Annotated in this window: 18 protein-coding genes; 6 read left to right on the forward strand and 12 right to left on the reverse strand. The window is 66.4% G+C overall.

Features of this window, described 5'->3' with window-relative positions; all coding sequences use genetic code 11:
- Positions 1–126 precede the first annotated feature (126 nt).
- The gene (locus tag GTZ97_RS14785; protein WP_161651423.1) at positions 127–1,212 is read left to right on the forward strand and encodes a calcium/sodium antiporter; all 1,086 of its coding nucleotides are present in this window, start codon (positions 127–129) and stop codon (positions 1,210–1,212) included.
- 10 nt (positions 1,213–1,222) lie between these two features.
- Here the strand turns inward: GTZ97_RS14785 and GTZ97_RS14790 are convergent, their stop codons facing one another.
- The 6 genes from GTZ97_RS14790 to GTZ97_RS14815 all read right to left on the reverse strand — a co-directional run bounded on the left by GTZ97_RS14790 (position 1,223) and on the right by GTZ97_RS14815 (position 8,854).
- Positions 1,223–2,137 carry a ribose-phosphate diphosphokinase gene (locus tag GTZ97_RS14790; RefSeq protein ID WP_161651425.1) on the reverse strand — a complete coding sequence of 305 codons (915 nt, stop codon included), beginning with the start codon at positions 2,135–2,137 and terminating at the stop codon, positions 1,223–1,225.
- A 1-nt stretch (position 2,138) separates the two neighbouring features.
- The gene (locus GTZ97_RS14795; RefSeq protein ID WP_161651427.1) at positions 2,139–3,695 is read right to left on the reverse strand and encodes a thymidine phosphorylase family protein; all 1,557 of its coding nucleotides are present in this window, start codon (positions 3,693–3,695) and stop codon (positions 2,139–2,141) included.
- A 10-nt stretch (positions 3,696–3,705) separates the two neighbouring features.
- The gene (locus tag GTZ97_RS14800) at positions 3,706–5,499 is read right to left on the reverse strand and encodes a hypothetical protein (protein ID WP_161651429.1); all 1,794 of its coding nucleotides are present in this window, start codon (positions 5,497–5,499) and stop codon (positions 3,706–3,708) included.
- Positions 5,500–5,501: 2 nt separating this feature from the next.
- On the reverse strand, positions 5,502–5,819 hold the full coding sequence (locus tag GTZ97_RS14805; protein WP_161651431.1) for a DUF2322 family protein: 318 nt from the start codon (positions 5,817–5,819) through the stop codon (positions 5,502–5,504).
- Between the two features lie 66 nt (positions 5,820–5,885).
- Entirely contained in the window at positions 5,886–6,782 is an 897-nt protein-coding gene (locus GTZ97_RS14810) for a UDP-2,3-diacylglucosamine diphosphatase (protein ID WP_161651433.1), read from the reverse strand.
- A 104-nt stretch (positions 6,783–6,886) separates the two neighbouring features.
- A complete protein-coding gene (locus tag GTZ97_RS14815) occupies positions 6,887–8,854 on the reverse strand; it encodes a peptidase U32 family protein (RefSeq protein ID WP_161651435.1) in 1,968 nt (655 codons plus the stop codon).
- A gap of 43 nt (positions 8,855–8,897) precedes the next feature.
- Between GTZ97_RS14815 and GTZ97_RS14820 the strand changes: the two genes are divergently transcribed.
- Both GTZ97_RS14820 and rpiA read left to right on the forward strand, forming a co-directional pair.
- Positions 8,898–9,698 (forward strand): acetyltransferase domain-containing protein, encoded by an 801-nt coding sequence (locus tag GTZ97_RS14820; protein ID WP_161651437.1) that lies wholly within the window; start codon positions 8,898–8,900, stop codon positions 9,696–9,698.
- Between the two features lie 22 nt (positions 9,699–9,720).
- Complete coding sequence (gene rpiA, locus GTZ97_RS14825; RefSeq protein WP_161651439.1) at positions 9,721–10,392, forward strand: ribose-5-phosphate isomerase RpiA; 672 nt, start codon at positions 9,721–9,723, stop codon at positions 10,390–10,392.
- A gap of 25 nt (positions 10,393–10,417) precedes the next feature.
- Here rpiA and GTZ97_RS14830 read toward each other — a convergent pair whose 3' ends face one another.
- From GTZ97_RS14830 to GTZ97_RS14850, 5 genes are all read right to left on the reverse strand, one after another.
- Positions 10,418–11,062 (reverse strand): glutaredoxin family protein, encoded by a 645-nt coding sequence (locus GTZ97_RS14830; protein WP_236651239.1) that lies wholly within the window; start codon positions 11,060–11,062, stop codon positions 10,418–10,420.
- Between the two features lie 26 nt (positions 11,063–11,088).
- The gene (locus GTZ97_RS14835; protein WP_161651441.1) at positions 11,089–13,140 is read right to left on the reverse strand and encodes a M3 family metallopeptidase; all 2,052 of its coding nucleotides are present in this window, start codon (positions 13,138–13,140) and stop codon (positions 11,089–11,091) included.
- Positions 13,141–13,189: 49 nt separating this feature from the next.
- Positions 13,190–14,053, reverse strand: a complete 864-nt coding sequence (gene folD, locus GTZ97_RS14840; protein ID WP_161651443.1) for a bifunctional methylenetetrahydrofolate dehydrogenase/methenyltetrahydrofolate cyclohydrolase FolD — start codon at positions 14,051–14,053, stop codon at positions 13,190–13,192.
- A gap of 131 nt (positions 14,054–14,184) precedes the next feature.
- Complete coding sequence (locus GTZ97_RS14845; protein ID WP_161651445.1) at positions 14,185–14,829, reverse strand: response regulator transcription factor; 645 nt, start codon at positions 14,827–14,829, stop codon at positions 14,185–14,187.
- A 6-nt stretch (positions 14,830–14,835) separates the two neighbouring features.
- Positions 14,836–17,424: a PAS domain S-box protein gene (locus GTZ97_RS14850; protein ID WP_161651447.1), complete on the reverse strand. Its 2,589-nt coding sequence runs from the start codon at positions 17,422–17,424 to the stop codon at positions 14,836–14,838.
- A gap of 191 nt (positions 17,425–17,615) precedes the next feature.
- Here GTZ97_RS14850 and aceE point away from each other — a divergent pair, with 191 nt between their 5' ends.
- From aceE to lpdA, 3 genes are read left to right on the forward strand one after another with little or no spacing between them, the layout of a single operon-like run.
- The gene (aceE, locus tag GTZ97_RS14855) at positions 17,616–20,318 is read left to right on the forward strand and encodes a pyruvate dehydrogenase (acetyl-transferring), homodimeric type (RefSeq protein ID WP_161651449.1); all 2,703 of its coding nucleotides are present in this window, start codon (positions 17,616–17,618) and stop codon (positions 20,316–20,318) included.
- A gap of 18 nt (positions 20,319–20,336) precedes the next feature.
- Complete coding sequence (gene aceF, locus GTZ97_RS14860) at positions 20,337–21,692, forward strand: dihydrolipoyllysine-residue acetyltransferase (protein WP_161651451.1); 1,356 nt, start codon at positions 20,337–20,339, stop codon at positions 21,690–21,692.
- A 10-nt stretch (positions 21,693–21,702) separates the two neighbouring features.
- Positions 21,703–23,556, forward strand: coding sequence for a dihydrolipoyl dehydrogenase (gene lpdA / locus GTZ97_RS14865; RefSeq protein ID WP_161651453.1), 1,854 nt, complete (start codon positions 21,703–21,705; stop codon positions 23,554–23,556).
- A 17-nt stretch (positions 23,557–23,573) separates the two neighbouring features.
- Here the strand turns inward: lpdA and GTZ97_RS14870 are convergent, their stop codons facing one another.
- Positions 23,574–23,981 (reverse strand): MAPEG family protein, encoded by a 408-nt coding sequence (locus tag GTZ97_RS14870; RefSeq protein ID WP_161651455.1) that lies wholly within the window; start codon positions 23,979–23,981, stop codon positions 23,574–23,576.
- Positions 23,982–23,998: the final 17 nt, after the last annotated feature.

Below are 23,998 nucleotides of genomic sequence, written 5' to 3' on the forward strand. Positions count from 1 at the left end.
TGCCCCAAATCCCTGCGGGTTTTAGGACAGCCCGCTTGGCGACAGGTCAAACCCGCTGCAAACTCTTGGCGATGGTCGCCCCCGCAAGGGGGCGTTTGCTTGCCTGAAGAACAATACTGAATTCTCATGTCTCTGACCATTGCGTTGATGTTTGCAGGCGGGCTGGTGGCCCTGGTGCTGGGGGCCGGTTGGCTGGTGCGTGGCGCCGCCAAGCTCGCGCTGTCGTTCGGTATCTCACCGCTGGTCGTGGGCCTCACGGTTGTGGCATTCGGCACGAGCGCCCCGGAGCTTGCGGTGTCCGCTGGCGCGGTGCTGGATGGCAAGGTCGACATTGCCATCGGCAACGTCGTGGGCAGCAACATTCTCAACGTGCTGTTCATTCTTGGAGCTTCCGCGCTGATCGCACCGCTGATCGTCCACGTGCAGCTGATCCGCCAGGAAGTGCCCATCATGATTGCTGCCACGGTGGCGCTGCTGCTCATGATGCTCGACGGCGTGCTGGCAACTTGGGAGGCGGCGCTGCTCGTGTGCGCCATGGTCGGCTACACGGGGTTTCTTGTGATCCAGTCTCGCCGCCAGGGCGCGTCTGCAGAGGCGGAGTTCGAAGACGAAGTCGACATGAGCAGCACCTGGGATCGCCATTGGTCGGTTCAGATGGGATTGATCCTTGCCGGCCTGGTGGCGCTGGTGGCTGGCAGCCACTTCCTCGTCGAGGCAGCAGTCGTGACTGCCCGGCAACTGGGTGTGAGCGATGTGGTGATTGCGCTGACCATCGTCGCGCTGGGGACGTCGCTGCCTGAGATTGCGACGTCGATCACCGCGGCCCTGAAGGGCCAGCGCGACATGGCCGTAGGCAACGTGGTGGGCAGTAATACCTTCAACATCCTCGGCTGCTTGGGCATCTCGGGTGTGTTGTCGACCTCCGGTCTGGCCGTGGCCGAGTCCGTCATCCACTTTGACGCCTGGGTCATGCTGGCGGTGGCGCTGGCCTGCCTGCCCATCTTCATCACCGGCCGCGAGATCGCGCGCTGGGAGGGGGTGGTGTTCCTGCTGTACTACGCTGCGTACACGGCCTACCTGATCATGGCGTCACAGGAGCATGCCGCCTTGCCGCAGTTCAGCGCAGTCATGCTTTACTTCGTGGTGCCATTGACGGTGATCACGCTGGCGGTGTCGTTGTTCCAGCATCACCGCGATGGGCGTGCCGCCTGACCGCGTTCGGTCAGGCACATGACGACAGAAACTGGCGCACACCGTCGGCCAGCAGGGGCGCCAGGTAGACGGCGTTGCTGTCATGCGTGACGCTGTCGGCGCTCCAGATGTGACGCACCCCTGCGGCGCGCACGGCCGCCACAGCGTCGTCAGCGAACAAGGCATGGGTCACGGCCACATCGACGCTGCGCGCACCCTGCTCAAGCAGTTGGCGGGCCGCCACGGCCAGCGTCCGGCCTGAACTGGCCATGTCGTCCAACAACACCACGGCCCGCCCTTGCACCGGCAATTCCGGCAGGGCAATGCGCACGTCGCGGTCGCCCAGGCGCTCCTTGTGACACACGCCGTTGATGGCGCCGATGGCCAGAGCGGCTTGCTGGACCCATTGACTCGACTCGGCATCAGGGCCAATCAGCACCGGTTGCTGCACATGCGCGGCGACGTGCTGTGCCAGCGCGGGCGCCGCCGAGACGGAGCATGTCCATGTGGCGGGCACCGCTTCCTGCAGGCTGCTCACTCGATGCAGGTGCGGGTCGACCGTGATCACGCCGTCAAACCACTTCGCCAGTGATTGCCCGATCTGCCGCTGGCTCACCACCTCGCCAGGGTGGAAGGACATGTCCTGCCGCATGTAAGCCAGATACGGCGCCACCAGCAGGATGCGCTGCACGCCCCACGCACGGGCCTGTGCGGCCACCAGCATCAATTCCACCAGCTTCTCGTTGGGCTGCGACAGGCTGCGGTAGAGCACCAGGGTTTCAGGGCAGCCATTGGCCTGCGTGAAAGGCAGGGTGAGCCGGAGTTCGCCATCAGGGAAGCGATGACGTTGCACCAGGGCCACCGGGCCATTCAGCGCATCGGCGAGGCGCTGAATGGCGGCGAGCTGGTCATCGAAGCCCAGCAGCAAGGAAGGACAGCGGGACATCTCACACCTCCAGGAAGTTGGGGGGCACGTCGGCAGCGGCGCCAAGGCCCATACCGGGGCTTTGCTCTGCGGCCGCCCGTGCAAAGGCCAGATCGGCCGAATAAGCCGCATGGACGCGGTACAGCGGCATGCCAGCTTGCACGGTGTCGCCCAACTTGTGCAGCAGGTCTACCCCCGCACCCTGGACCTTGGGCGCCCCGGCCAGGCGGGCAATGCGCGCAAGTTGCAGGTTGTCGACACGGCAGACCACACCATCGACCGGCGCCAGCACCTCGAAGTGTTGCGCGGCCAGTTGCGGTGCTTCAGGGTCGAAGGCCTTGGCGCCCTGAGCGGCCATGATGGCCTCCATCTTGGCCAGCGCACGACCGGATTCGAGGATGTCGCGTGCGATCGCGAAGCCATCGCCGCCGCGCACATCCGGGTCGAACTCCAGCATGCGACCGGCCAGGCGCAGGGCTTTGAGCCGCAGATCGTCGGGTGCGCGTGGGTCATTGCGCAGCACCCACATCACGTCACGGGCTTCCAGCACGGGGCCGATGCCGCGGCCTACTGGCTGCCTGCCGTCGGTGATGAGCACGTCGATGGTCAGCCCCAGGCGCTTGGCGACGTACTCGAACAGGCGCCTGAGCCGCTGGGCTTCTGGAATGGATCGCACTTTGGCGGTCGGCCCCACGGGAATGTCGAGCAGCAAGTGGGTCGAGCCGGCCGCCACTTTCTTGGACAGGATGGAAGCCACCATCTGGCCGGGTGAGTCGATCGACAGCGGGCGCTCAACCGAGATCAGCACGTCGTCGGCTGGAGACAGTTCACTGGTGCCGCCCCAGGCCAGGCAACCGCGGTGCTGGCGCACGATCTCGGCCAGACGCTCGAACGGCGGATCCACCTTGGCCAGCACCTCCATGGTGTCGGCCGTTCCGGCAGGCGAAGTGATGGCGCGCGACGAGGTCTTCGGGCACAACATGCCATGCGCGGCCACGATGGGCACGACCAGCATTGACGTGCGGTTACCCGGGATGCCGCCGATGCAGTGCTTGTCGACCACAGGATAGGCCTGCCAGTCGAGCTTGCGGCCCACTGCAATCATGGCCTCGCTGAGGTAGTAGACCTCTTCGCGGTCCAGCTCGCTTTGGTTGGTCGCCACCACGAACGCCGTCAGCTCGATCTTGGAGTAGCGGTGCTCGGCGATGTCGCGCACGATGGCGCGGTAATCCTCATGGCTCAGCCGCTCACCGGCGATCTTGCGGTGCAAGGCCGGGATGGAGGAGGGCGGTTCGGCCTGGCGGATGCGGGCGGGGTGCCCGTCCGGCACATCCAGCTGGGCAAAAGCATCTTCCGACAGGCCAAGCTGGTCGCGGTCGACGATGCAGGTGTCGTCCACGACGTTCAGGCTGGCGAGGATGCGGCGGCCGTTGGCCCGCACCTCGACCTTGGACAGGGCCTGAAAACCCTCGGCCCGGTAGACCGCGCAGTCGCGGTGCAGGTAGGCCACGTTCTCGCGGTAGGTGTCGATCGCGACGCGCTTGAGGCGCAACTCCGGTGGGGCAGTCGTGTCTGGCATGCGACCGATGTTACCCGGCCGCCTCCTGAGGAGGTTGCGATGCGGCGGGCGCATGATCCGGTTTCTTGAGCAGAATCAACTGCGCCTGGACGCGCCGAGCCAGCGTCCAAGAGCTCAGCCCGCCTTCCAGCACCGTGCCGTCGCGCAGTGCGATGCGCATCACGCCTGTCAGCTGGGCCTGACAGACCAAACGTTCCCACCAGCGCAGGGTGCCCCGCTCGCGGAGACTCACGCGCACGACCTCGCGTCGCGGTACCTCAAGTACCAGCCGACGTGCGCGCGCGCGCGCTGTAAAGACGAGCAGCCGCTGGTTCGTGAGGATCAGCCAGCGGGGGCGCCACAGGTGTCGCAACAGCCAGGTTTCGCGCACATGCTCGCCGGGCACGGCCACGCGCCGCCAGTCGTCTGAGCGCATCAACCAGCGCACCGGCACCACATTGAGCACGGCCTCGGCGGCTTCTTGTCTGGCCTGACGGCGCAGCCACCAGGTCCCCCACCAGGCCAGCAGCGCGGCGACAGTGACCGACGTGGCCAACGCCGCCATCACGGTCATGCGGCCGGTCGACAGGCCCATCACGGCGGGTGACAGCACCAGACGGATGAGCAGCATCCACAGCATCAGGGCCCCCAATGGCGCAAACACCACGGCGGCCCGGCGAAGCCAGGCGTTGCGCGGCAGCACAGGTGTGCCCAGGAATCGGGCCACCTCCAAAGCGGCCTCTGGCGATACCAGCCGGCGGCGTTCAAACCAGGCAAACCACAAAGCGCCGGTCAGGGCAGCGCCTATAGCCGCCCAGAGGCTGACATGGTGGGTGCGATCCCAGCGACCGCGAGCGATGTGCAGGTCGGCCAGATCCTGGCGAACCTGCGCATCGCCAAAATCCGGCAGCGGTTGGTTGAGACTGTCGAACCGGCGGACGCGCCAGTCGCGGCCATCGACGATGAACAAGGTGTCGTTTGACCAGCCCAGCTCAAGTGGGCGGGCGCCAGCGCCCAGGTCCAGACTGTCTTCTCGGCCGTCGTCCCACACGTGGACCACGCGGCCGGTGTCCATTCGGCCATCCAGGCGCGCCACGGTTGCCCGAGGGGCGGTGCGAGCCACCCCAGCATGAGGGTGAGCCTTGGCCAGCGCCGTGTAGCGCAGAGCGTCCTCGTCGTTCAGCGCCACACGTTGTTGCTCGGCCAAGGTCTGGCCATCCAGCCGCACCAAGGCATGGCCGTTGGTGTCAGTGGTCCAGAGGGCGTCGCCTTCCCACCAGAGCTCGTTGGTGTAGCGGTAGCGGCCCGGCGACGTGCGCTGCAGGAATCCGCCGTCTGGAGCAAACAGCACGACGGTGTGCCCCTTGCCGGTGGCCACGGCCATGCGACCGTCGTCGTGCACTGCCAGCCAGACGGCGCCTCCCAGCGAGCCGAGCAGATCCGGCGGCCAGGCCAGCGCCAGGGTACGGATCGGCTGTGCTGTGCGCGGGTGAAGCACGGCCACGCGGGTGCCATCCCGCGTGATGGCATACAACTCCTGGGTGCTGCGCCGGTAGGTGAGCACGGCCGGCGCGCTGGCGAGCCCGGTTTGGCCCACCGGCACGCGATGCAGGCGGTGTCCCGCCGCGTCCAGCCCCCACAACGCATCATCGACCAGCAGCCATGCCGCGCCGTCAGGCAGCAACCCGAGGGTGGAAGGCCCCTGGATGGCCGCCTTGCGCTGGCTTGCCCAGATGGACAGCCCCGCGCAGGCGATCGCCAGCGCCAGCAGCACGATGACACCCCAGGGCTGCCGCCGCGTTGGGCGCGGGGCGACCAGCACCATGCTCATCCGGCAGCGCGGGTGACGACGGTCAGTGTGTCGCCGCTGGCACGCAGGGCGATCAGGCGGTCGATGTTGGGGTGCTTGCCGGGATGGGCCTGCGCATCGGCCGTGTGTTCGGCATACAGGGCAAGGCCTTCTTCAGCGGCTGCGGGGCTGATGCTGCCGTGGCGGCTGGCCAGTGCGGCATAGACGGCCAGCGAACCAGCCTGACCGGGCTTGTTCTCGATGGTGGCCACGACCTGGCCTTGGGCATTCACCAGATCGAGCGCGGCCAGATGGGCCACCGAGGGCAGTTGTTTGAGGTTGTCGGCAAACGCCATGCTGAGCTCCAGATGGCGCCCGTGGGCGCCCCGAAAAAGAGCGCCATTGTGCCCGAGCCGCCGCGTTCAGGTTGCCTGCGCCAGCCCTTCGAGCGCGGGGATGCAGCCACCCCGCGCCACTGCGCTCCAGTCCACGATCTGCAGGCGCCCGTCGGCGTGCTCGACCAGGGCGGTCAGGCTCTCGACCCAGTCACCATCGTTGGCGTACAGGATGCCATCCAACATCCGCAGCTCGGCATGGTGGATGTGGCCGCACACGACGCCATGCACGCCGCGGCGGCGGGCTTCACGGGCGAGCGCCTGCTCAAAATCGGCCACATAGCTGACTGCGCGCTTGACCTTGAGCTTCAGGTAGCGCGACAGCGACCAGTAAGGCAGGCCCATGCGGGCCCGCGTGGTGTTGAGGTGGCGGTTGAGCTTGAGCGTGAACTCGTAGAGCTGGTCACCCAGCAGGGCGAGCCAGCGCGCGCACTGAATGACGCCGTCATACAAGTCGCCATGCGTGACCCACAGCCGCCGGCCATCGGCCGTCGTGTGCAGCCATTCTTCGGCCACCTCGATGCCCCCGAATGCATGGCCGACAAACGCACGCGCAAACTCGTCGTGGTTGCCGGGAATGAAGATGACGCGGGTGCCCTTGCGCGCCTTGCGCAGCAGCTTCTGCACAACATCGTTGTGGGCCTGCGGCCAGTACCAGTTGCGCCGCAACTGCCAGCCGTCGACGATGTCGCCCACCAGATACAGCGTCTCGCACTCGACCTGCCGCAGAAAGGCCAGCAGCGCATCTGCCTGACAACCCGGTGTACCCAGGTGCACATCCGAGATCCAGACGGTGCGCACCTTCCATGGGGCGGGCGGCTCGTTGGCGTCATCAAGGGCCGGCTCGCCCAGCACGCCACCGCCGGCCAGCAGACTGGTTGGCGTCAGGGATCTCAGCAGGGGGCGATTCAACCAGGCGCGCATGAGCCCATGGTCTAGCCCTTGTGTGACAGCGCCGCGTCGCCTGGATGACGGCAGTTTGACGGCGGGGTACCGCGAGGACAACCCGCCCGCACGCCCCGCCCGTGTCAGCGTGCGGCAGGCCGGGTGCGATAGAACTGCAAGGGGGCGGCGGGCACCTGGTTCATCACCGCACGCTTGATCTTGCCCACCACGTGCATCTCGCAGGGCTTGCAGTCGAAGCGCAGCGTGAGCTTTTCCTTGCCGTTGATCAGCTGCAGTGGCTCGGCCTTGACCTGGCCTTGCACACCCGTCACACCCTTGGCCTGCTTGGGGCACAGGCTCAACGAGAAGCGCACGCAGTGCTTGGTGATCATCAGGCTGACTTCGCCTTCTTCCTCGTGGCTCTCGTAAGCCGCGTCGATCACCTTGACGCCGTGTTTCGCGTAGAAATCGCGGGCCTTGTGATTAAACACATTGGCGAGGTAGCTCAGGCTGTCTTCCGGGTAGGCCACAGGGGGCGTCACCGCCTCCCCCGGCAGCAAACGCTCGAAGGCGGCGGCGCGCGCGGCTTCCAGGGCAGCCACGGCATCGCGACGCAGCGCATTGACCACCGAGGCCGGCACGAACCACGGCTGGGCGAGCGCAAGCTGCACATCCAGCGCGGCAAAGAGCGTGGCGCCCAGTTTGCCGAGGTTCTCGCGCAGGCTGGCCTCGGCCTTGTCGGGGTGCTGTGGCGGTTGCTTGTCGCAGACCACGTTGGCTTCGCCCACGTGGCCCTCTTCGTCAGTCAGGGTCAGGCGCAAGCCGTCCGACGTATCAGCCAGCGCCATCCACACGCCGATGCGCCGCTCGGCCGACTTGCGCCCCATCAGGTTGTCCCAGGCGCGGTCGCGGTTGCGGTTGATGGCCACGCCGGGCTTGAGGTCGGCCAGCGCCGTGATCTCTTCGTTGGGGAACACGCGCCACAGGCGGCCCGACTTGCCCACCGGCTCGGCGGTGTTGACCTGCACACCCACGATGTCTTTGAGCAGCGTCTGGTAGTTGAGCCCGTCGCCGTTGTGGATGGCATCGGCCTGCTTCGGGTCGAGGGCCACGTCAAACCAGCGGTCACCCACCTTGGCCACTTCGCCAATCGGCAGACCCAGGTGCTTGGGGCTGTCAAAGGCGCCGATGTCGTCCTTACGCCCATTGACGAAGTAGTCGGTGCTGCCGCGGTTGAAGTTGCGATCCGGCTCCGGCTGGAAGAAGAAGGTGCATTCGCCGGAAGACGACCGGGCCAGCTCCGGCCGCTCTTCCAGAATCTCGTCCAGCAGCAGGCGGTAATGGGCGGTGATGTTCTTCACATAGCCCATGTCCTTGTAGCGGCCCTCGATCTTGAACGAGTTGACACCCGCGTCGATCAGCGCGCGCAGGTTGGCGCTCTGGTCGTTGTCCTTCATGGACAGCACGTGCTGGTCGAAAGCCACCACCTGGCCGCTGCCATCCAGCACGTTGTAAGGCAGGCGGCAGGCCTGCGAGCAATCGCCCCGGTTGGCGCTGCGGCCCGTATGGGCGTGGCTGATGTAGCACTGCCCGCTGTAGGCGACACACAGCGCGCCGTGGATGAAAAACTCGATGTTGGCGTGCGTGTTCACGGCGATGTCGCGGATCTGCTTGAGCGTGAGCTCGCGGGCCAGCACGATCTGACTGAAGCCCACGTCCTGCAGAAACTTCGCTTTCTCGACCGTGCGGATGTCGGTCTGGGTGCTGGCGTGCAGTTGAATGGGCGGCAAATCGAGCTCGAGCAGGCCCATGTCCTGGATGATCAGCGCGTCGACCCCGGCGTCGTACAGCTGCCAGATCAGCTTGCGCGCCGGTTCCAGCTCGTCGTCGCGCAAGATGGTGTTGAGCGTGGCGAAGATGCGCGCGTGGTAGCGGTGGGCGTGGGACACCAGCCGGGCGATGTCGGCCACCTCATTGCAGGCATTGGTGCGGGCGCCGAAAGACGGGCCGCCGATGTAGACCGCATCGGCCCCGTGGTTGATGGCCTCGACCCCGATGTCCGCGGTGCGGGCGGGCGACAACAGTTCAAGGCGGTGGGGGCGGAGGGACATGGGACAGCTCGGCAAAGCGCGGGGGAGGGCCGATACTATCGCGATGACCGCAGAAAAACACCGAAGGCCCCACGTTCACGCGTCTGCCGGTCGTTACGACCGGGTTGACGCCCTGCGCGGCGCCGCCCTGGTGTGGATGGCGTTGTTCCATTTTTGTTTTGATCTGGCCAACTTCCGGCTGATCGAAGCCAACTTCTATCAGGATCCGTTCTGGACCTGGCAGCGCACAGCCATTCTGTCGACGTTTCTGTTGTGCGCGGGCGCCGGGCAGGCCATCGCCACCCATCGGGGGCAGACCTGGCGCCGCTTCTGGCTGCGCTGGGCCCAGATCGTGGGCTGCGCGCTGCTGGTGAGCCTGGGGTCGTGGTGGATGTTTCCGCTCAGCTACATCTCGTTCGGTGTGCTGCATGGCATGGCGGTGATGCTGATCATCGCGCGACTGAGCGCGCCTCTGGGGCGATGGCTGTGGCCGCTCGGCGTGGTGGCCATCCTGCTGCCCCAGCTGGTCCAGCATCCGCTCTTCGACACCCGGTGGACGAACTGGGTGGGTCTGGTCACCCGCAAGCCCATCACCGAGGACTTTGTGCCCATCCTGCCGTGGCTGGGTGTGATGTGGTGGGGGCTGGCCGGCACACAATGGCTGCTGGCGCGCCAGCCCACTTTGCTGGGCAGCCCGGCCAGTCAGATCACCCCATCCAGCCAGCGCGGCGACAATACCGGCTCGGTGGTCTGGCGTGGCCTGACCACCCTGGGCCAATGGAGCCTCACGTTTTACATGGTGCATCAGCCTGTCTTCATCGGCGGTCTGACCGCCTGGCTGTACCTGACCCGGCCGCAGGGCTGACACCTCACTGCTGACATCGATCATGACCCAAGACGAACTCAAGACCCTGGTGGGCCGCGCGGCCCTGGATTACGTGACACCCGGCAGCATCGTCGGCGTGGGCACCGGCTCGACGGTGGACAAGTTCATTGACGCGCTGGGCGAAGCGCTGCGGGCCGATCCCAAGCGGGTGGCCGGCGCGGTGTCCAGTTCCGTCCGCAGCACCCAGCGCCTGGAAGCGCTGGGCATTCCGGTGCTGCCGGCCGAGCAGGTGGAAGGCCTTGGTGTCTACATCGACGGCGCCGACGAGATCGACCATCGTGGTTACATGATCAAAGGCGGTGGCGCCGCGCTCACGCGCGAAAAGATCGTGGCCGAACTGGCCGAACGCTTTGTGTGCATCGCCGATGAGAGCAAGCTCGTGCAGGTGCTGGGCAAGTTTCCGCTGCCGGTCGAAGTGATTCCGATGGCAGCCGCCCAGGTGATCCGGGCCTTCGCCAAGTTAGGGGGCGCGGGGCGAGTGCGTGAAGGCGTGACCACGGACAACGGCAACGTGATCGTGGATGTGAGCGGCTTGTCGATCGCTGACCCGGCCGCCTTTGAGGCCGATGTGAACCAGTGGCCGGGCGTGGTCACCGTGGGCGTGTTCGCGCGCAACCGCGCCGCCGTCTGCCTGCTGGGCACGCCCGCCGGCGTGCGCACGATGACGTTCTGAGCGACAGCGCGGCGGAGGCCGCGCGTCAGAAGCGGATGCCGGGCGGAGGCGCCACCGGGACGGGCGGCGACGTGGCAGGCCCGGATTCCGCCCCATTGGCCGGCGCAGCCGAACCAGCCGGTGTGCCTTCTGCCGCGGCCCAGGTGCGCGCGGCAGGGTGCGTGTAGTTGACTGGCAACTGCGATTCGACCGGATAGCCCGCTGCATCCAGGTAGGCGCGCCATTCGCCCTGTGCGAAGCCGCTCATCACCTTGCTGCCCATGCGCACGAGCGGCAACTCGTTGACCTTGAAGCGGGCCTGGAAGGCCTGTTGCTCAGCAGGCGTGTTGACGGTGATCTCGTTGAACGGCACACCGCGCGTCTTGAGGAAGCCGCGGGCGCTGTCGCAAGGCGCACAGGTGGCACTGGTATAGAGCGTCACCGGGTAGCGTTCGGCAGCCTGCCTCACAGTGAAGGGCAGACCGGCCGCTGGGCTGGCTGCGCCACGGCCTGCGGCGCCCGATACCGGCTGAGCCGGCGCCGTGGGTGGCGGACGATCGGTGTAGGTCACGCGCCCGTCCGGGCCCACCACCTTGTACATCGCCCAGGCCGGGCCGGTGGCGAGCAGGGCGGTCGCCAGCAGGGCGACACCTGGGGTGGCCATGTGCAACGTCTTCAGCAACGTCTTCATCTTGCTGCCCTTGTGTGGCCTGCGGCTCAGGCCATGCCCTGATGCCGCAGCAGTGCGTCGATCTGCGGTTCGCGCCCGCGGAAGGCCTTGAAGCTGTCCATCGCGGGGCGACTGCCGCCGGCCTCGAGAATGGCCTCGCGGTAGCGGCGCCCCACCTCCGCGTTGACCACACCACCGGCCGCCGCGGCTGCCTCCTCGAAAGCCGCATACGCGTCGGCCGACAGCACCTCGGCCCACTTGTAGCTGTAATAGCCGGCCGCGTAGCCACCCGCGAAAATGTGCGAGAACGTGTGCTGGAAACGGTTGAAGGCAGGCGGGATGTTCACCGCCACCTCCTGCCGCACCTCGTCGACCACCTGCTGAACCCGCTCGGCGCTGCCGGGTTCGGCGTGCAGCCGCATGTCAAACAGCGCGAACTCGATTTGGCGCAGCGTCATCAGGCCGCTCTGGAAGTTCTTGGCCGCCGTCATCTTGTCATACAAGGGGCGCGGCAGCGGCGCCCCGGTGTCGACATGGGCGGTGAGCTCCTGCAGCACATCCCACTCCCAGCAGAAGTTCTCCATGAACTGGCTGGGCAACTCGACCGCGTCCCATTCCACGCCGCTGATGCCCGACACGCCGATGTCGTTCACCCGCGTCAGCATGTGGTGCAGCCCGTGGCCGAACTCATGGAACAGGGTGATGACGTCGTCGTGTGTCAACAGCGCGGGCTTGTCGCCCACGCCCTTGGCGAAATTGCACACCAGATGCGCCACCGGCGTCTGGGTGGCCTGGTTGTCCGGGCGCGTCCAGCGGCCACGCACGTCGTCCATCCAAGCGCCCGGACGCTTGCCGGGGCGCGCATACGGATCAAGGTAGAACTGGCCCACCAGATCGCTGCCGCGAACCATGCGGAAGAAGCGCACCGATTCGTGCCATACCGGCGCAGTGTCCGCCTCGATGCGCACGTCGAACAGCCGCTCGATCAGGCTGAACAGGCCCTTGAGCACGGTCGGCTCGGTGAAGTACTGCTTGACCTCCTGATCGCTGAAGGCGTAGCGGGCTTCCTTGAGCTTTTCGCTGACATAGGCCACATCCCACGCCTGCAGGTCAGCCAGACCCAGTTCGGTGCGCGCGAACTCGCGCAGCTCCGCCATGTCCTTCTCGGCAAAGGGGCGGGCTCGCTGGGCCAGGTCGCGCAAGAAACCCATGACCTGTTGTGGGTTGTCAGCCATCTTGGGCACCAGCGACACGTCGGCAAACGTGGCGTAGCCCAGCAGAGCAGCCTCTTCCTGGCGCAGGGTGAGGATGTCGCGCATCAAGGCGCTGTTGTCACGCTCGGCCGGGCCAAACTCGCTGGCACGGGTACTGTAGGCGCGGTACAGCGTCTCGCGCAGCGCGCGGTTGGCGGCGTACTGCATCACCGGCAGGTAGCAGGGCATGTGCAGCGTCAGCTTGTGGCCTTGCTTGCCCTCGGCCTCCGCGGCCGCGCGCGTGGCATCCTGCACGTCCTGCGGCACGCCTGCGAGCTCGTCCGTGCCCGCATAGTGGGCGTAGGCGTCGGTCGCGTCCATCACGTGCTCCGAGAAAGCCTGCGATTTGGCTGCCTGCTCTTCCTGAATGGCGGCAAACCGGGTCTTGGCCTCGCCTTGCAGCTCAGCCCCGCCCAGCACAAAGCCGCGCAAGGCGTTGTCCAGCGCGCGCTGGCGCGGGGCGCTCAGTCGCTGTTCGGGCGGCAGCCCGCTCTGCGCGGCGTTCAGCGCCTTGTACTTGGCGTACAGCCGCTCGTCGGCCCCCAGCCGTGTGTAGAACTCCGTGATGCGCGGCAGGTTCTCGTTGAACGCCGCACGCAGCTCGGGTGTGTCAGCGACGCTGTTGAGATGGCCGACAGCGCCCCATGCTCGCCCCAGCCGCTCGGTGCTGACGTCCAGCAACAAGGACAGCGCGTCGTAATCCGCTGGCACGTCAGGGCCGGTCACCTTCTCGAGCGCCGCTTCGGCATCGGCCAGCAGCACGTCCAGCGCCGGCGTCACATGTTCGGGTCGGATCTGATCAAACAGGGGCAGACCGGTGGACTCAAGCAGGGGGTTGGTGCTCATGAGGTGGGTCGATGGCAGGTGAAGGGCGCGAGGAAAGGGCTGCGTTGGTTCAGGCGGCTTGCGCCACGCTGCGCTCGGCAGCCTCCATGGTGTTGACCAGCAACATGGTAATCGTCATGGGGCCAACCCCGCCGGGCACGGGGGTGATGTAGCCGGCGACTTCCTTGCAGCCTGCGAAGTCCACGTCACCACACAGCTTGCCCTCATCGTCGCGGTTCATGCCCACGTCGATCACGACGGCACCGGGCTTGACCATGTCGGCCGTCAGCACGTTGCGCTTGCCCACAGCGGCCACGACGATGTCGGCCTGGCGGGTATGGTGAGCCAGATCGGCGGTGCCGCTGTGGCACACGGTGACCGTGGCATTGGCGGCCAGCAGCATCATGGCCATGGGCTTGCCCACGATGTTGGAGCGCCCGATGACCACGGCGTGCTTGCCGCGCAGGTCCTTCATGCCGATGGATTCGAGCATCTTCATGCAGCCATAGGGCGTGCAGGCCTTGAAGCCGACTTCGCCGACCATCAACGCGCCGGCGCTGGCGACGTGGAAGCCGTCGACATCCTTGAGTGGCGAAATGGCTTCGATGACCTTGTGGTCGTCGATGTGCTTGGGCAGGGGCAGCTGCACGAGAATGCCGTGGATGCCGGGGTCGTTGTTCAGCGCTTCGACGCGTGCGAGCAGGTCGGCCTCGCTCAGGCTGGCGTCGTACTTTTCGAGCACCGAATGGAAGCCGGCATCTTCACAGGCCTTGACCTTGTTGCGCACGTAAACCTGGCTGGCGGGGTTGTCGCCCACCAGGATGACGGCCAGGCCCGGTCGGGTGCCCCGGGCGGTCAGCGCGGCGGCACGCTGGGCGACTTCGGTGCGCAGTTGGCGGGACAGGGCGTTGCCGTCGATCAGTTGGGCGGTCATGTCGTATCGTGAAATCAATGGGGGTCAGGACGCTGCAGGGCCGAAGCCCGGCACAAATGCAACAGGCCGCGCGCAGCGGCCTGTGAAGAAGCGGGCGACGGCATGCCGCAGGGCGTGCAGCCGCCGGGGGTTCACTTCGTGGCGGGAGCGCCGCCGGGTTGGCCACTCGCGCCCAGCGCGATCTTGAGCAGGTCGGCCACGGTGTTGGCGTTCAGCTTCTCCATCACGTTGGCGCGGTGCGCCTCGACCGTCTTGATCGAGATGCCCAGGTCATCGGCAATCTGCTTGTTCAGACGGCCCGCGACGATGCGCTCGAGCACCTGGGCTTCGCGGGTGGTCAGGCGCGACAGCAGGGCCTCACGGCTGGCAGCCTCTTGCGATTGCGAGAAGGCGACGCGAGCCTGGTCCAGCATGCGCTCGACCAGGGCGACGAGGGCGTCTTCCTTGAAGGGCTTCTCGATGAAGTCCATCGCGCCCTTCTTCATCGTGTTGACCGCCATGGGCACATCGCCATGACCCGTGATGAACACGATGGGCAGCGGCGACTTGCGCTCCAGCAGCTTGTCCTGCAGTTCCAGCCCGCTCATGCCGTCCATGCGGATGTCGGCGATCAGGCAGGCGACTTCGCGTGGGTCGAACCGGGCCAGGAAGGATTCAGCCGAGTCGAAGCAGCGGACGCGGTAGTCCTTGCCCTCCAGCAGCCACTGCAGTGAGTCGCGGACGGCCTCGTCGTCGTCCACCACATACACCGTGCCTTTTTTGGGAATCAAGCTCATGGATTGTCAGCCAGCAAAATCGTTGGAGGATGAGGATGCCGCATCGGCAGGGCCTGCGCCTTCGCCGGTGTCGATGGGCAGCGTGAAGCTGAATCGACATCCAACTGTCACCGACCCATTGTAGAGGTTCTCGGCCTTGATCCTGCCATGGTGCGACTCGATGATGGAGCGGCAGAGACTCAGGCCTATCCCTAATCCCTCGGCTTTGGTCGAGTGGAAGGCTTCGAACAGGCGGGCCAGCATCTCTTCCTTCATGCCCGGGCCGCTGTCGGTGACGGTGAACTCCACAACCTCGCCTTGCTCCTCGGTCCGGCGTTGCTGCACACGCAGGTCGATCACGCGGCGCGACTGCGGCATGTTCGAGGTGTCGATGGCCTCTGCCGCGTTCTTCAGCAGGTTGAGCAGCACCTGCTCCACCAGAATGGGGTCAGCCATGATCTGCGGCAGGCGGTTGGCCACCACGGTGTTGAGCGTCACGCGGCGGCGCTTCATCTCGAAGACGGCCAGATCGAGCACGGCGTCGGTGATGTCGCGCACGCGGCAGGGCTGGCGCTGCGGCTCGCTTCGTTTCACGAACTGGCGGATGCGGTGGATGATCTGGCCGGCGCGTTGCGCCTGACGGGCTGTCTTGTCCAGCGCACTGATCAGCGCCTCATTGTCGATGTTGCCGGATTTGACCCGGCTCAGCATCCCGCTGCAGTAGTTCGAGATGGCAGCCAGCGGCTGGTTGAGCTCATGCGCCACCGTCGAGGCCATCTCGCCCATGGTGATGAGCCGGCTGGTGAACTGGGCTTTCTCAGCCTGCCGGGCGGCGGCATCTTCGGCCAGCTTGCGGTCTGTGATGTCGGTGGCAATCAGCATCTGGGCCAGGTTGCCATCCGTCCACTGGATGTAGCGGGCGCGCACATCGAACCACTTCTGCGCGCCTTCCAGGAACACCTCGCGGGTGTCGCTGCCGGCATTGGTCAGGGCCTGGGCAGGCAGGCCACCGAAGTCGTCAACCGATTCGTCCCCATCGATCACCTCATCGGGCGTGACCTCACCGCCTGTGAGCTGCGTGTGGGCGTCCGGATTGGCACCGAACCAAAGGCGGTAGGAGCGGTTGGCGAACAACAGCTCGCCGCGCTGGACGGACACCACGGACACGGCGGCATCCAGCCCCTCCAGCACGGTGGTGAAGCGCTCGTGGGCCGCCGTGAGCTGATCGCGCACGCGCTTGGCCTCGGTGATGTTGGTGACCGAGGTCATCCAGCCAGTCTGGTCGCCCTGGGCGTCGATCAGGGGCGACACATACATGCGGGCATCGAACTGGCTGCCATCCCGCCGCTGCATCACCACCTCAATGCCGCCCATGGGGCTGCGGCCCAGCAGCTCTTGCTGGAACATGCGGTTGAACTCGTCGAGCCGATCCTTGGGCCAGTAGGGGTAGGGCGGCACGCAGCCAATCAGCTCTTCTTCCGAGAAACCCGTCATCGCGCAGAAGGCCGGGTTCACGTAGGTGATACGGCCCTCCAGGTCGATGGTGCGCATGCCGGTGAGCATGGAGTTCTCCATGGCCCGGCGGAAGTTGGTTTCCTGCACCAGTGTCTTCTGAATTTCGGCGCGGCGGCGCATGTGGCGCAGCGTGCCCATCAGCGTCCAGACGGTCAGCGCCGACAGCGCTACCACCATCCAGAACAGCGTGTTGCCGATCAGGCTGGAGGAGGTCCGAAAACCCATGCCGCGCAGAATCAGGCCATTGCTGACCGGGGTAACGACCACTTCGTGCACAAAGGTGGGGCGCGCGCCCGTGGCTTCCCTGCCCAGACCAACGCTACCCGTCAGGGGCGAGCCGTCCAGTTGGACGAGGCTCATGGCATGGCGGCTGGCGATCTCCTGCGGCACGAGGTACCGCATCAGGGGCTCGAGGGCGTACTCGGCGACCACCGCGCCGGCGAAGACGCCGCGGTCGACCATGGGCACGTGGATCTGGATGACCTTGTTGCCCGCCGCGTTGCGAAACGGGTAGGAGTAGCTGGGCTGGCCCCGGTCGCGGGCCACGCGAAAGCCTTCCACCGGCTCAGGGGCGCCCTTGAAGGGGTCGTAATCTGCCATGGCGGGGGCTTGCCGCGCCTGCTCGCCCACGCTGCTGGGGTCCAGCGGCAGGCTCAGGGTGTTGCGCGAAGCCCGCACGCTGCGGTCGGCACCGACCCAGGCAATGCCCACCACCTCGGGGCGAGAGCGAATGAAATCCCCCGTCTGACGCAGGAACTGTTCCGTGTTGATTGCCCGCAGGTTGACCTCTCGGGCCAGACGAACGAGCTGCTCCTGGTTGTCAATCAGGCGCAGGCGGATCTGCTGCTGGACGACCTCGGTGTCGCGCTTGACGGCCTCCTGTTCACGCTCCAGTTCTTCGTTGCGCAAGTACCAGAAGGCCGCGATGATGGCCGCCAGAAAGAGCAGGACCGATACCAGCGGGCCCAGCGTGGCGTAGCGGTCTTGCTGGCTGGGCGTCTGACGACGCCACCAGCGCCAGAACAGCCGATTGGTCTGGCTGCCCGCAGTCGGGGCGGGCGAAGACGGCGAGGAGGGCGGCAATGTTGCGGGAAACACCATGGTGCAATTATCCGTGTGGGATCCCGCATCCGATCTGCAGGAAAGTCAGCGTATGCTTTTCGTGTTTCCCGGCGCCACCCCTGTTGTGGAAACACTTCGAAACCCTGTGGTTCCCTCGCTTATCCGCGATCCGGGGACCCGGGCCGGTGTCCATACTGGTGCACAGGCCCTCACTTCTGGAGACTGAACCCATGTCTGCCCATGATCCGCTGCCGTCCGCATCCCTGGACCTGGATCCCGAAGAAACCCGCGAATGGCTGGACGCCCTGTCCGGCGTCATTCAGACCGAGGGCCGCGCCCGCGCCCACGAATTGCTCGAGAACCTGCTCGATCACGCCCGCCAGGCCGGCATCGACATGCCGTTCTCGGCCACCACGGCGTACGTGAACACCATTCCGGTCGAAGACGAGGCCCACCACCCGGGCAATCTGGAGATCGAGGAGCGGCTGCGCAGCTTCATGCGCTGGAACGCCATGGCCATGGTCGTGCGAGCCAACCGCCACAACCCGCCGGATGGTGGCGACCTGGGTGGGCATATCTCTTCATTCGCCTCGCTGGCGACCATGCTGGGCGTCGGCTTCAACCATTTCTGGCATGCCGATACGCCCGATCACGGCGGCGACCTGCTGTACATCCAGGGCCATTCCGCGCCGGGCATCTACGCCCGCGCCTTCATGGAAGGCCGCATCACCGAAGACCAACTGGCCAACTTCCGCCAGGAAGTGGGGGGCAAGGGCCTCTCCAGCTACCCGCACCCGAAGCTGATGCCCGAGTTTTGGCAGTTCCCGACGGTGTCGATGGGCCTGGGGCCCATCATGGCGATCTACCAGGCCCGGTTCCTCAAGTACCTGCACGCGCGCGGCATTGCCGACACCAGCAAGCGCAAGGTGTGGGTGTTCTGCGGCGACGGCGAGATGGATGAGCCCGAGTCGCTGGGCGCCATCGGCCTGGCCGCCCGCGAAAAGCTCGACAACCTGATCTTCGTCATCAACTGCAACCTGCAGCGCCTGGATGGCCCTGTGCGCGGCAACGGCAAGATCGTGCAGGAGCTCGAAGGCGAGTTCCGCGGCGCCGGCTGGAACGTGATCAAGCTGCTGTGGGGCTCGTATTGGGATCCGCTGCTGGCGCGCGACAAGGAAGGCATCCTGCGCAAGATCATGATGGAGATGGTTGACGGCGACTACCAGGCCTGCAAGGCCAACGACGGCGCCTTCGTTCGCCAGAACTTCTTCGGGCGTGACCCGCGCACCGCCGAGATGGTGGCCCGCCTGTCGGACGACGACATCTGGCGCCTGAACCGGGGTGGCCATGATCCGCAGAAGGTCTACGCGGCCTACCATGCGGCAGCCAACCATCAGGGCCAGCCCACCGTGCTGCTGATCAAGACGGTCAAGGGCTTCGGCATGGGCAAGAGCGGCGAGGGCAAGAACACTGCCCACCAGACCAAGAAGCTGACCGACGAGGACATCAAGCTGTTCCGCGACCGCTTCAACATCCCCGTGACCGACGAGGACCTGCCGAATCTGCCCTTCATCAAACCGGCCGAGCACACGCCGGAGATGACGTACCTGCACGAGCGCCGCCAAGCCCTGGGTGGCTACCTGCCCAAGCGCCGCCCCAAGGCCGAGGAGACGCTGCCCGTGCCCGGCCTGGACGCGTTCCAGAGCGTGCTGGAGCCCACGGCCGATGGCCGCGAGATCTCGACCACCCAGGCCTTCGTGCGCTGCCTGACGCCGCTGCTGCGCGATGCCAACCTGGGCCCGCGCGTGGTGCCCATTCTGGTGGACGAGGCCCGCACCTTCGGCATGGAGGGCTTGTTCCGCCAGATCGGTATTTATGCGCCGGAGGGCCAGAAGTACACCCCGGTCGACAAGGACCAGGTCATGTACTACCGCGAGGACAAGGCCGGCCAGATCCTGCAAGAGGGCATCAACGAAGCGGGCGGCATGAGCTCGTGGATCGCCGCGGCGACGTCGTACTCGACGAACAACCGCGTGATGATCCCGTTCTACATCTACTACTCAATGTTCGGGCTGCAGCGCATTGGCGACCTGGCCTGGGCGGCAGGTGACATGCAGGCGCGCGGCTTCCTGCTGGGCGGCACGTCGGGTCGCACCACGCTGAACGGCGAAGGCCTGCAACACGAAGACGGCCACAGCCAGCTGGTGGCGGGCACGATCCCGAACTGCCTGAGCTACGACCCGAGCTTCGCCCACGAGGTGGCCGTGATCATCCAGGATGGCCTCAAGCGGATGGTCGAGCAGCAGGAAAACGTCTTCTACTACCTGACGCTGCTCAACGAAAACTACGCGCAACCGGGCCTGAAGCCGGGCACCGAGGCGGAAATCATCGCCGGCATGTATCTGCTGCAAGATGCAGATGCAAGCAAGGCGCTGCAAGTCAACCTGCTGGGCTCAGGCTCCATCCTGCGCGAGTCGATGGCCGCCAAGGCGCTGCTGGAGGCCGATTGGGGCGTGGGCGCGAACGTGTGGAGTTGCCCGAGCTTCAACCTGCTGGCCCGCGACGGCCAGGATGTGGAGCGCTGGAACCTGCTGCACCCGACCGACGCACCACGCGAGGCCTTCGTGACGAAGCAACTCGGCCGCACGCAAGGCCCGGTGGTGGCCTCGACCGACTACGTCAAGGCGCTGCCTGAGCAGATCCGGGCCTACATCCCCAAGGGACGCGCGTACAAGGTGCTGGGTACCGACGGCTTCGGCCGCAGCGACTTCCGCTACCGCCTGCGCGAGCACTTCGAGATCAACCGGCATTACATCGTGGTCGCGGCGCTGAAGTCGCTGGCCGATGAGGGGGCCGTTCCGGTGGCCAAGGTGGCCGAGGCGATTGCCAGATACGGCATCGACACCGACAAGATCAACCCCCTGTACGCCTGACGACCCGAGGACTGCAACATGGCAACGATAGAACTGACCGTCCCGGACATCGGGGACGTGAGCGACGCTGCGGTCATCGAGCTGCTCGTCAAACCGGGCGACACCATCAAGCCCGAACAGAGCCTGATCACCATCGAATCCGACAAGGCCTCGATGGAGGTGCCCGCCTCGGTAGGCGGCGTGCTGAAAGAGCTGCGCGTGAAACTGGGCGACAAGGTCAGCCAGGGTGCGGTGATTGGCGTGCTGGAAACCGCAGCAGCCGATGCGCCAGCCGCGCCTGCACCCGCGGCACCAGCCCCTGCGGCCGCCGCGCCCTCGGCACCTGCCGTTGTGGCGCCTGCCGCTTTGCCTGCTGCACCCGCTCCAGCATCTGAGGCGCCGGGGCGCAGCATGCCGACTGCGGCCCTGGCGGAAGAGGCTGTGGCGGCACCCGGCGTCGTGCCGCATGCTTCGCCGTCGGTGCGGCGCTTTGCACGCGAACTGGGCGTGCCACTGGGCCAGGTGCAGGGCACGGGCCCCAAGGGACGCATCACGCATGCCGACATCCAGGGTTTCGTCAAAGGCGTGATGGCGCGTGGCGCCCAACCCGCGCCGGCTGCGGCTGGCACCGGCACGGGCGCTGGCTCGGCAGATCTGGGCGGCATGACGCTGCTGCCCTGGCCTGCGGTCGATTTCACCAAGTTCGGCCCCGTCGAGCGCCAGCCGCTGTCGCGCATCAAGAAGATCTCGGGCGCGAACCTGCACCGCAACTGGGTCCGTATCCCGCACGTCACGAACAACGAAGAGGCCGACATCACCGAGTTGGAGGCCTTCCGCGTCAGGCTCAACGAGGAGCACGCCAAGGCCGGCACCAAGTTCACGCTGCTGGCCTTCCTGCTCAAGGCCTGTGCGGTGTCGCTGCGCAAGTTCCCGCAGTTCAACGCATCGCTGGATGGCGATGACCTGGTACTCAAGCAGTACGTGCACATCGGCTTTGCGGCCGACACGCCCAACGGCCTGGTGGTGCCCGTGATCCGTGACGTGGACCAGAAATCGCTGAGCCAGCTGGCGCTGGAAACCGCTGCGTTGGCCGCCAAGGCACGCGACGGCAAGCTGACGCCGGCCGAGATGAGTGGTGGCTGCTTCTCGATCTCGTCGCTGGGCGGTTTCGGGGGCACGACCTTCACGCCCATCATCAACGCGCCGGAGGTGGCCATCCTGGGCGTGTGCCGGTCGGCCATGAAGCCGGTATGGAACGGCAGCGAGTTCGTGCCGCGCCTGATGCTGCCGCTGAGCCTGAGCTACGACCACCGCGTCATCGACGGGGCGTCGGCAGCCAAGTTCAACGCCTACCTGGCGTCGCTGCTGGCGGACTTCCGCCGCGCACTGGTGTAAGGGGACGGTCATGGCATACATCGACATCCCCGTGCCCGACCTGGGCGACATCGCCGACGCGGCCATCATCGAAATCCTCGTCAAGCCCGGCCAGAGCGTGGCCGCCGAGCAGAGCCTGATCACGCTCGAATCCGACAAGGCTTCCATGGAGGTGCCTTCGCCCCAAGCCGGGGTGGTCGGCGAGATCAAGGTCAAGCTGGGCGACCGCGTGGGGCAGGGCCACGTGATCCTGACGCTGGATGTGGCGGGCGCTGCGGCAACCGCGGCAGCGGCCCCCGCTCCGGCTGCATCGGCCACCACGCCGTCGGCGCCGGTGGTGGCGCCGGCTTCTGTTGTCGCCGCCTCCCAGGCTCCAGTGGTTGCAGCCACGGTGGCCGCTCCTGCCGGCATCCCGGCCGATACCGACTGCGATGTGCTGGTGCTCGGCGGCGGGCCCGGGGGCTACAGCGCCGCCTTCCGTGCCGCCGATCTGGGCCTCAAGGTCATCCTGGTCGAGCGTTACGCCGAGCTCGGCGGCGTGTGCCTGAACGTGGGTTGCATCCCGTCGAAGGCGCTGCTGCATGTGGCCGCCGTGATGGACGAGGTCAAGCATTTCGACGCGCTGGGCGTGAGCTATGGCGCGCCCACATTGGATCTGGCCAAGCTGCGCGCCCACAAGTCGGGTGTCACCGGCAAGCTCACGCAAGGCTTGGCCGCCATGGCCAAGGCCCGCAAGGTGGAGGTGGTGCGCGGCTACGGCAGTTTGGTGGACGCGCACACCTTGAAGGTGGAGCTCACCACCGGCACCAGCCAGGACAAGACGGGCGAGACGCGCCAGTTGCGCTTCAAGCGCGCCATCCTGGCCGCGGGCTCACAGGCCGTGCGCCTGCCTTTCATGCCCGATGATCCACGCGTCGTCGATTCCACAGGTGCCCTGGCGCTGGCCAGCGTCCCCAAGAAGATGCTGGTCATTGGAGGCGGCATCATCGGCCTGGAGATGGGCACGGTCTACTCCACGCTGGGTGCCCGTATTGATGTGGTCGAGATGGGCGACGGCCTGATGCCAGGCGCCGACCGCGATCTGGTCAAGGTCTGGGACAAGGTCAACGCGCACCGCTTCGACCGCGTCATGCTCAATACCAAGACCGTGGCGGCCGAAGTCACACCCGAAGGCATCAAGGTGAGCTTTGCCTCGGCCAAAGACGGCGAGCCTGCGCCTGAACCTGCCGTCTACGATCTGGTGCTGCAGGCCGTGGGCCGCTCGCCCAACGGCCGCAAGATCGGCGCCGAGCAAGCGGGCCTGACGGTCAACGAGCGCGGCTTCGTGCCCGTGGACCGGCAGATGCGAAGCAACGTGCCCAGCTTGTTTGCCATTGGCGACCTGGTGGGCCAGCCCATGCTGGCGCACAAGGCCGTGCATGAGGGCCACGTGGCGGCCGAGGTCATCGCCGGAGAACTGCTGGGCGACGACAAGCTCGTCCGCGCCGCCTTCGACGCCAGTGTGATCCCCAGCGTGGCCTACACCGACCCAGAGATCGCCTGGGTGGGCCTGACCGAAGACCAGGCGAAGGCGCAGGGCAGGGCAGTCAAGAAGGGCCTCTTCCCTTGGGCGGCCTCAGGCCGCGCGCTGGCCAATGGCCGCTCGGAGGGTTTCACCAAATTGCTGTTCGACGTTGAAACGCACCGCATCGTCGGGGGCGGCATCGTGGGCACGCACGCGGGCGACCTCATTGGCGAGATCGCCTTGGCCATCGAGATGGGCGCCGACGAAGTCGACATCGGCAAAACCATCCACCCGCATCCCACGCTGGGCGAGAGCGTGGGACTGGCCGCCGAGGCAGCGCATGGCACGTGCACCGACCTGATGCCGGTGCGCAAGCGCTAAGCACCCAACTCAGCCGATCAGAACGGCAGCTTCAGCGTGGGGGCGAAGATGGCGACGGTGAGACCGAGGCCAATGAACCACACCACGCTGCGCAGCGCGGCGATGTTGGCGAAGTACAGGCCGGTGTAGACAAGGCGCGCGCCGATGAAGGCCATGGCCAGCATGTCGGTGCGGGCCTGATCCAGACCGGCGAGTTGCGCGGCCAGCACGGCGAACACGAACAGGGGCAGGGCCTCGAAACCGTTGTTCTGGGCAGCGGCGGCGCGCGCCTTCCAGCCGGTCTGCTTGGCAGCCCAGTCGCGGGGGTGGTTGTTGTCGTAGCCACCTTCGCTGCGGCGTTTGCCAGCAGTGGCAGCCTTGGCCATGCCCATTGTGAGGATGGGCAGGATGGCGGCGATCAGGACGCAGGTGTTGGCGATGCTCATGCTTGTCTCCGGGTTGG

Origin of the sequence: Aquabacterium fontiphilum (assembly GCF_009909205.1) — a bacterium.
GTDB classification, from domain to species: Bacteria; Pseudomonadota; Gammaproteobacteria; order Burkholderiales; family Burkholderiaceae_C; genus Aquabacterium; species Aquabacterium fontiphilum.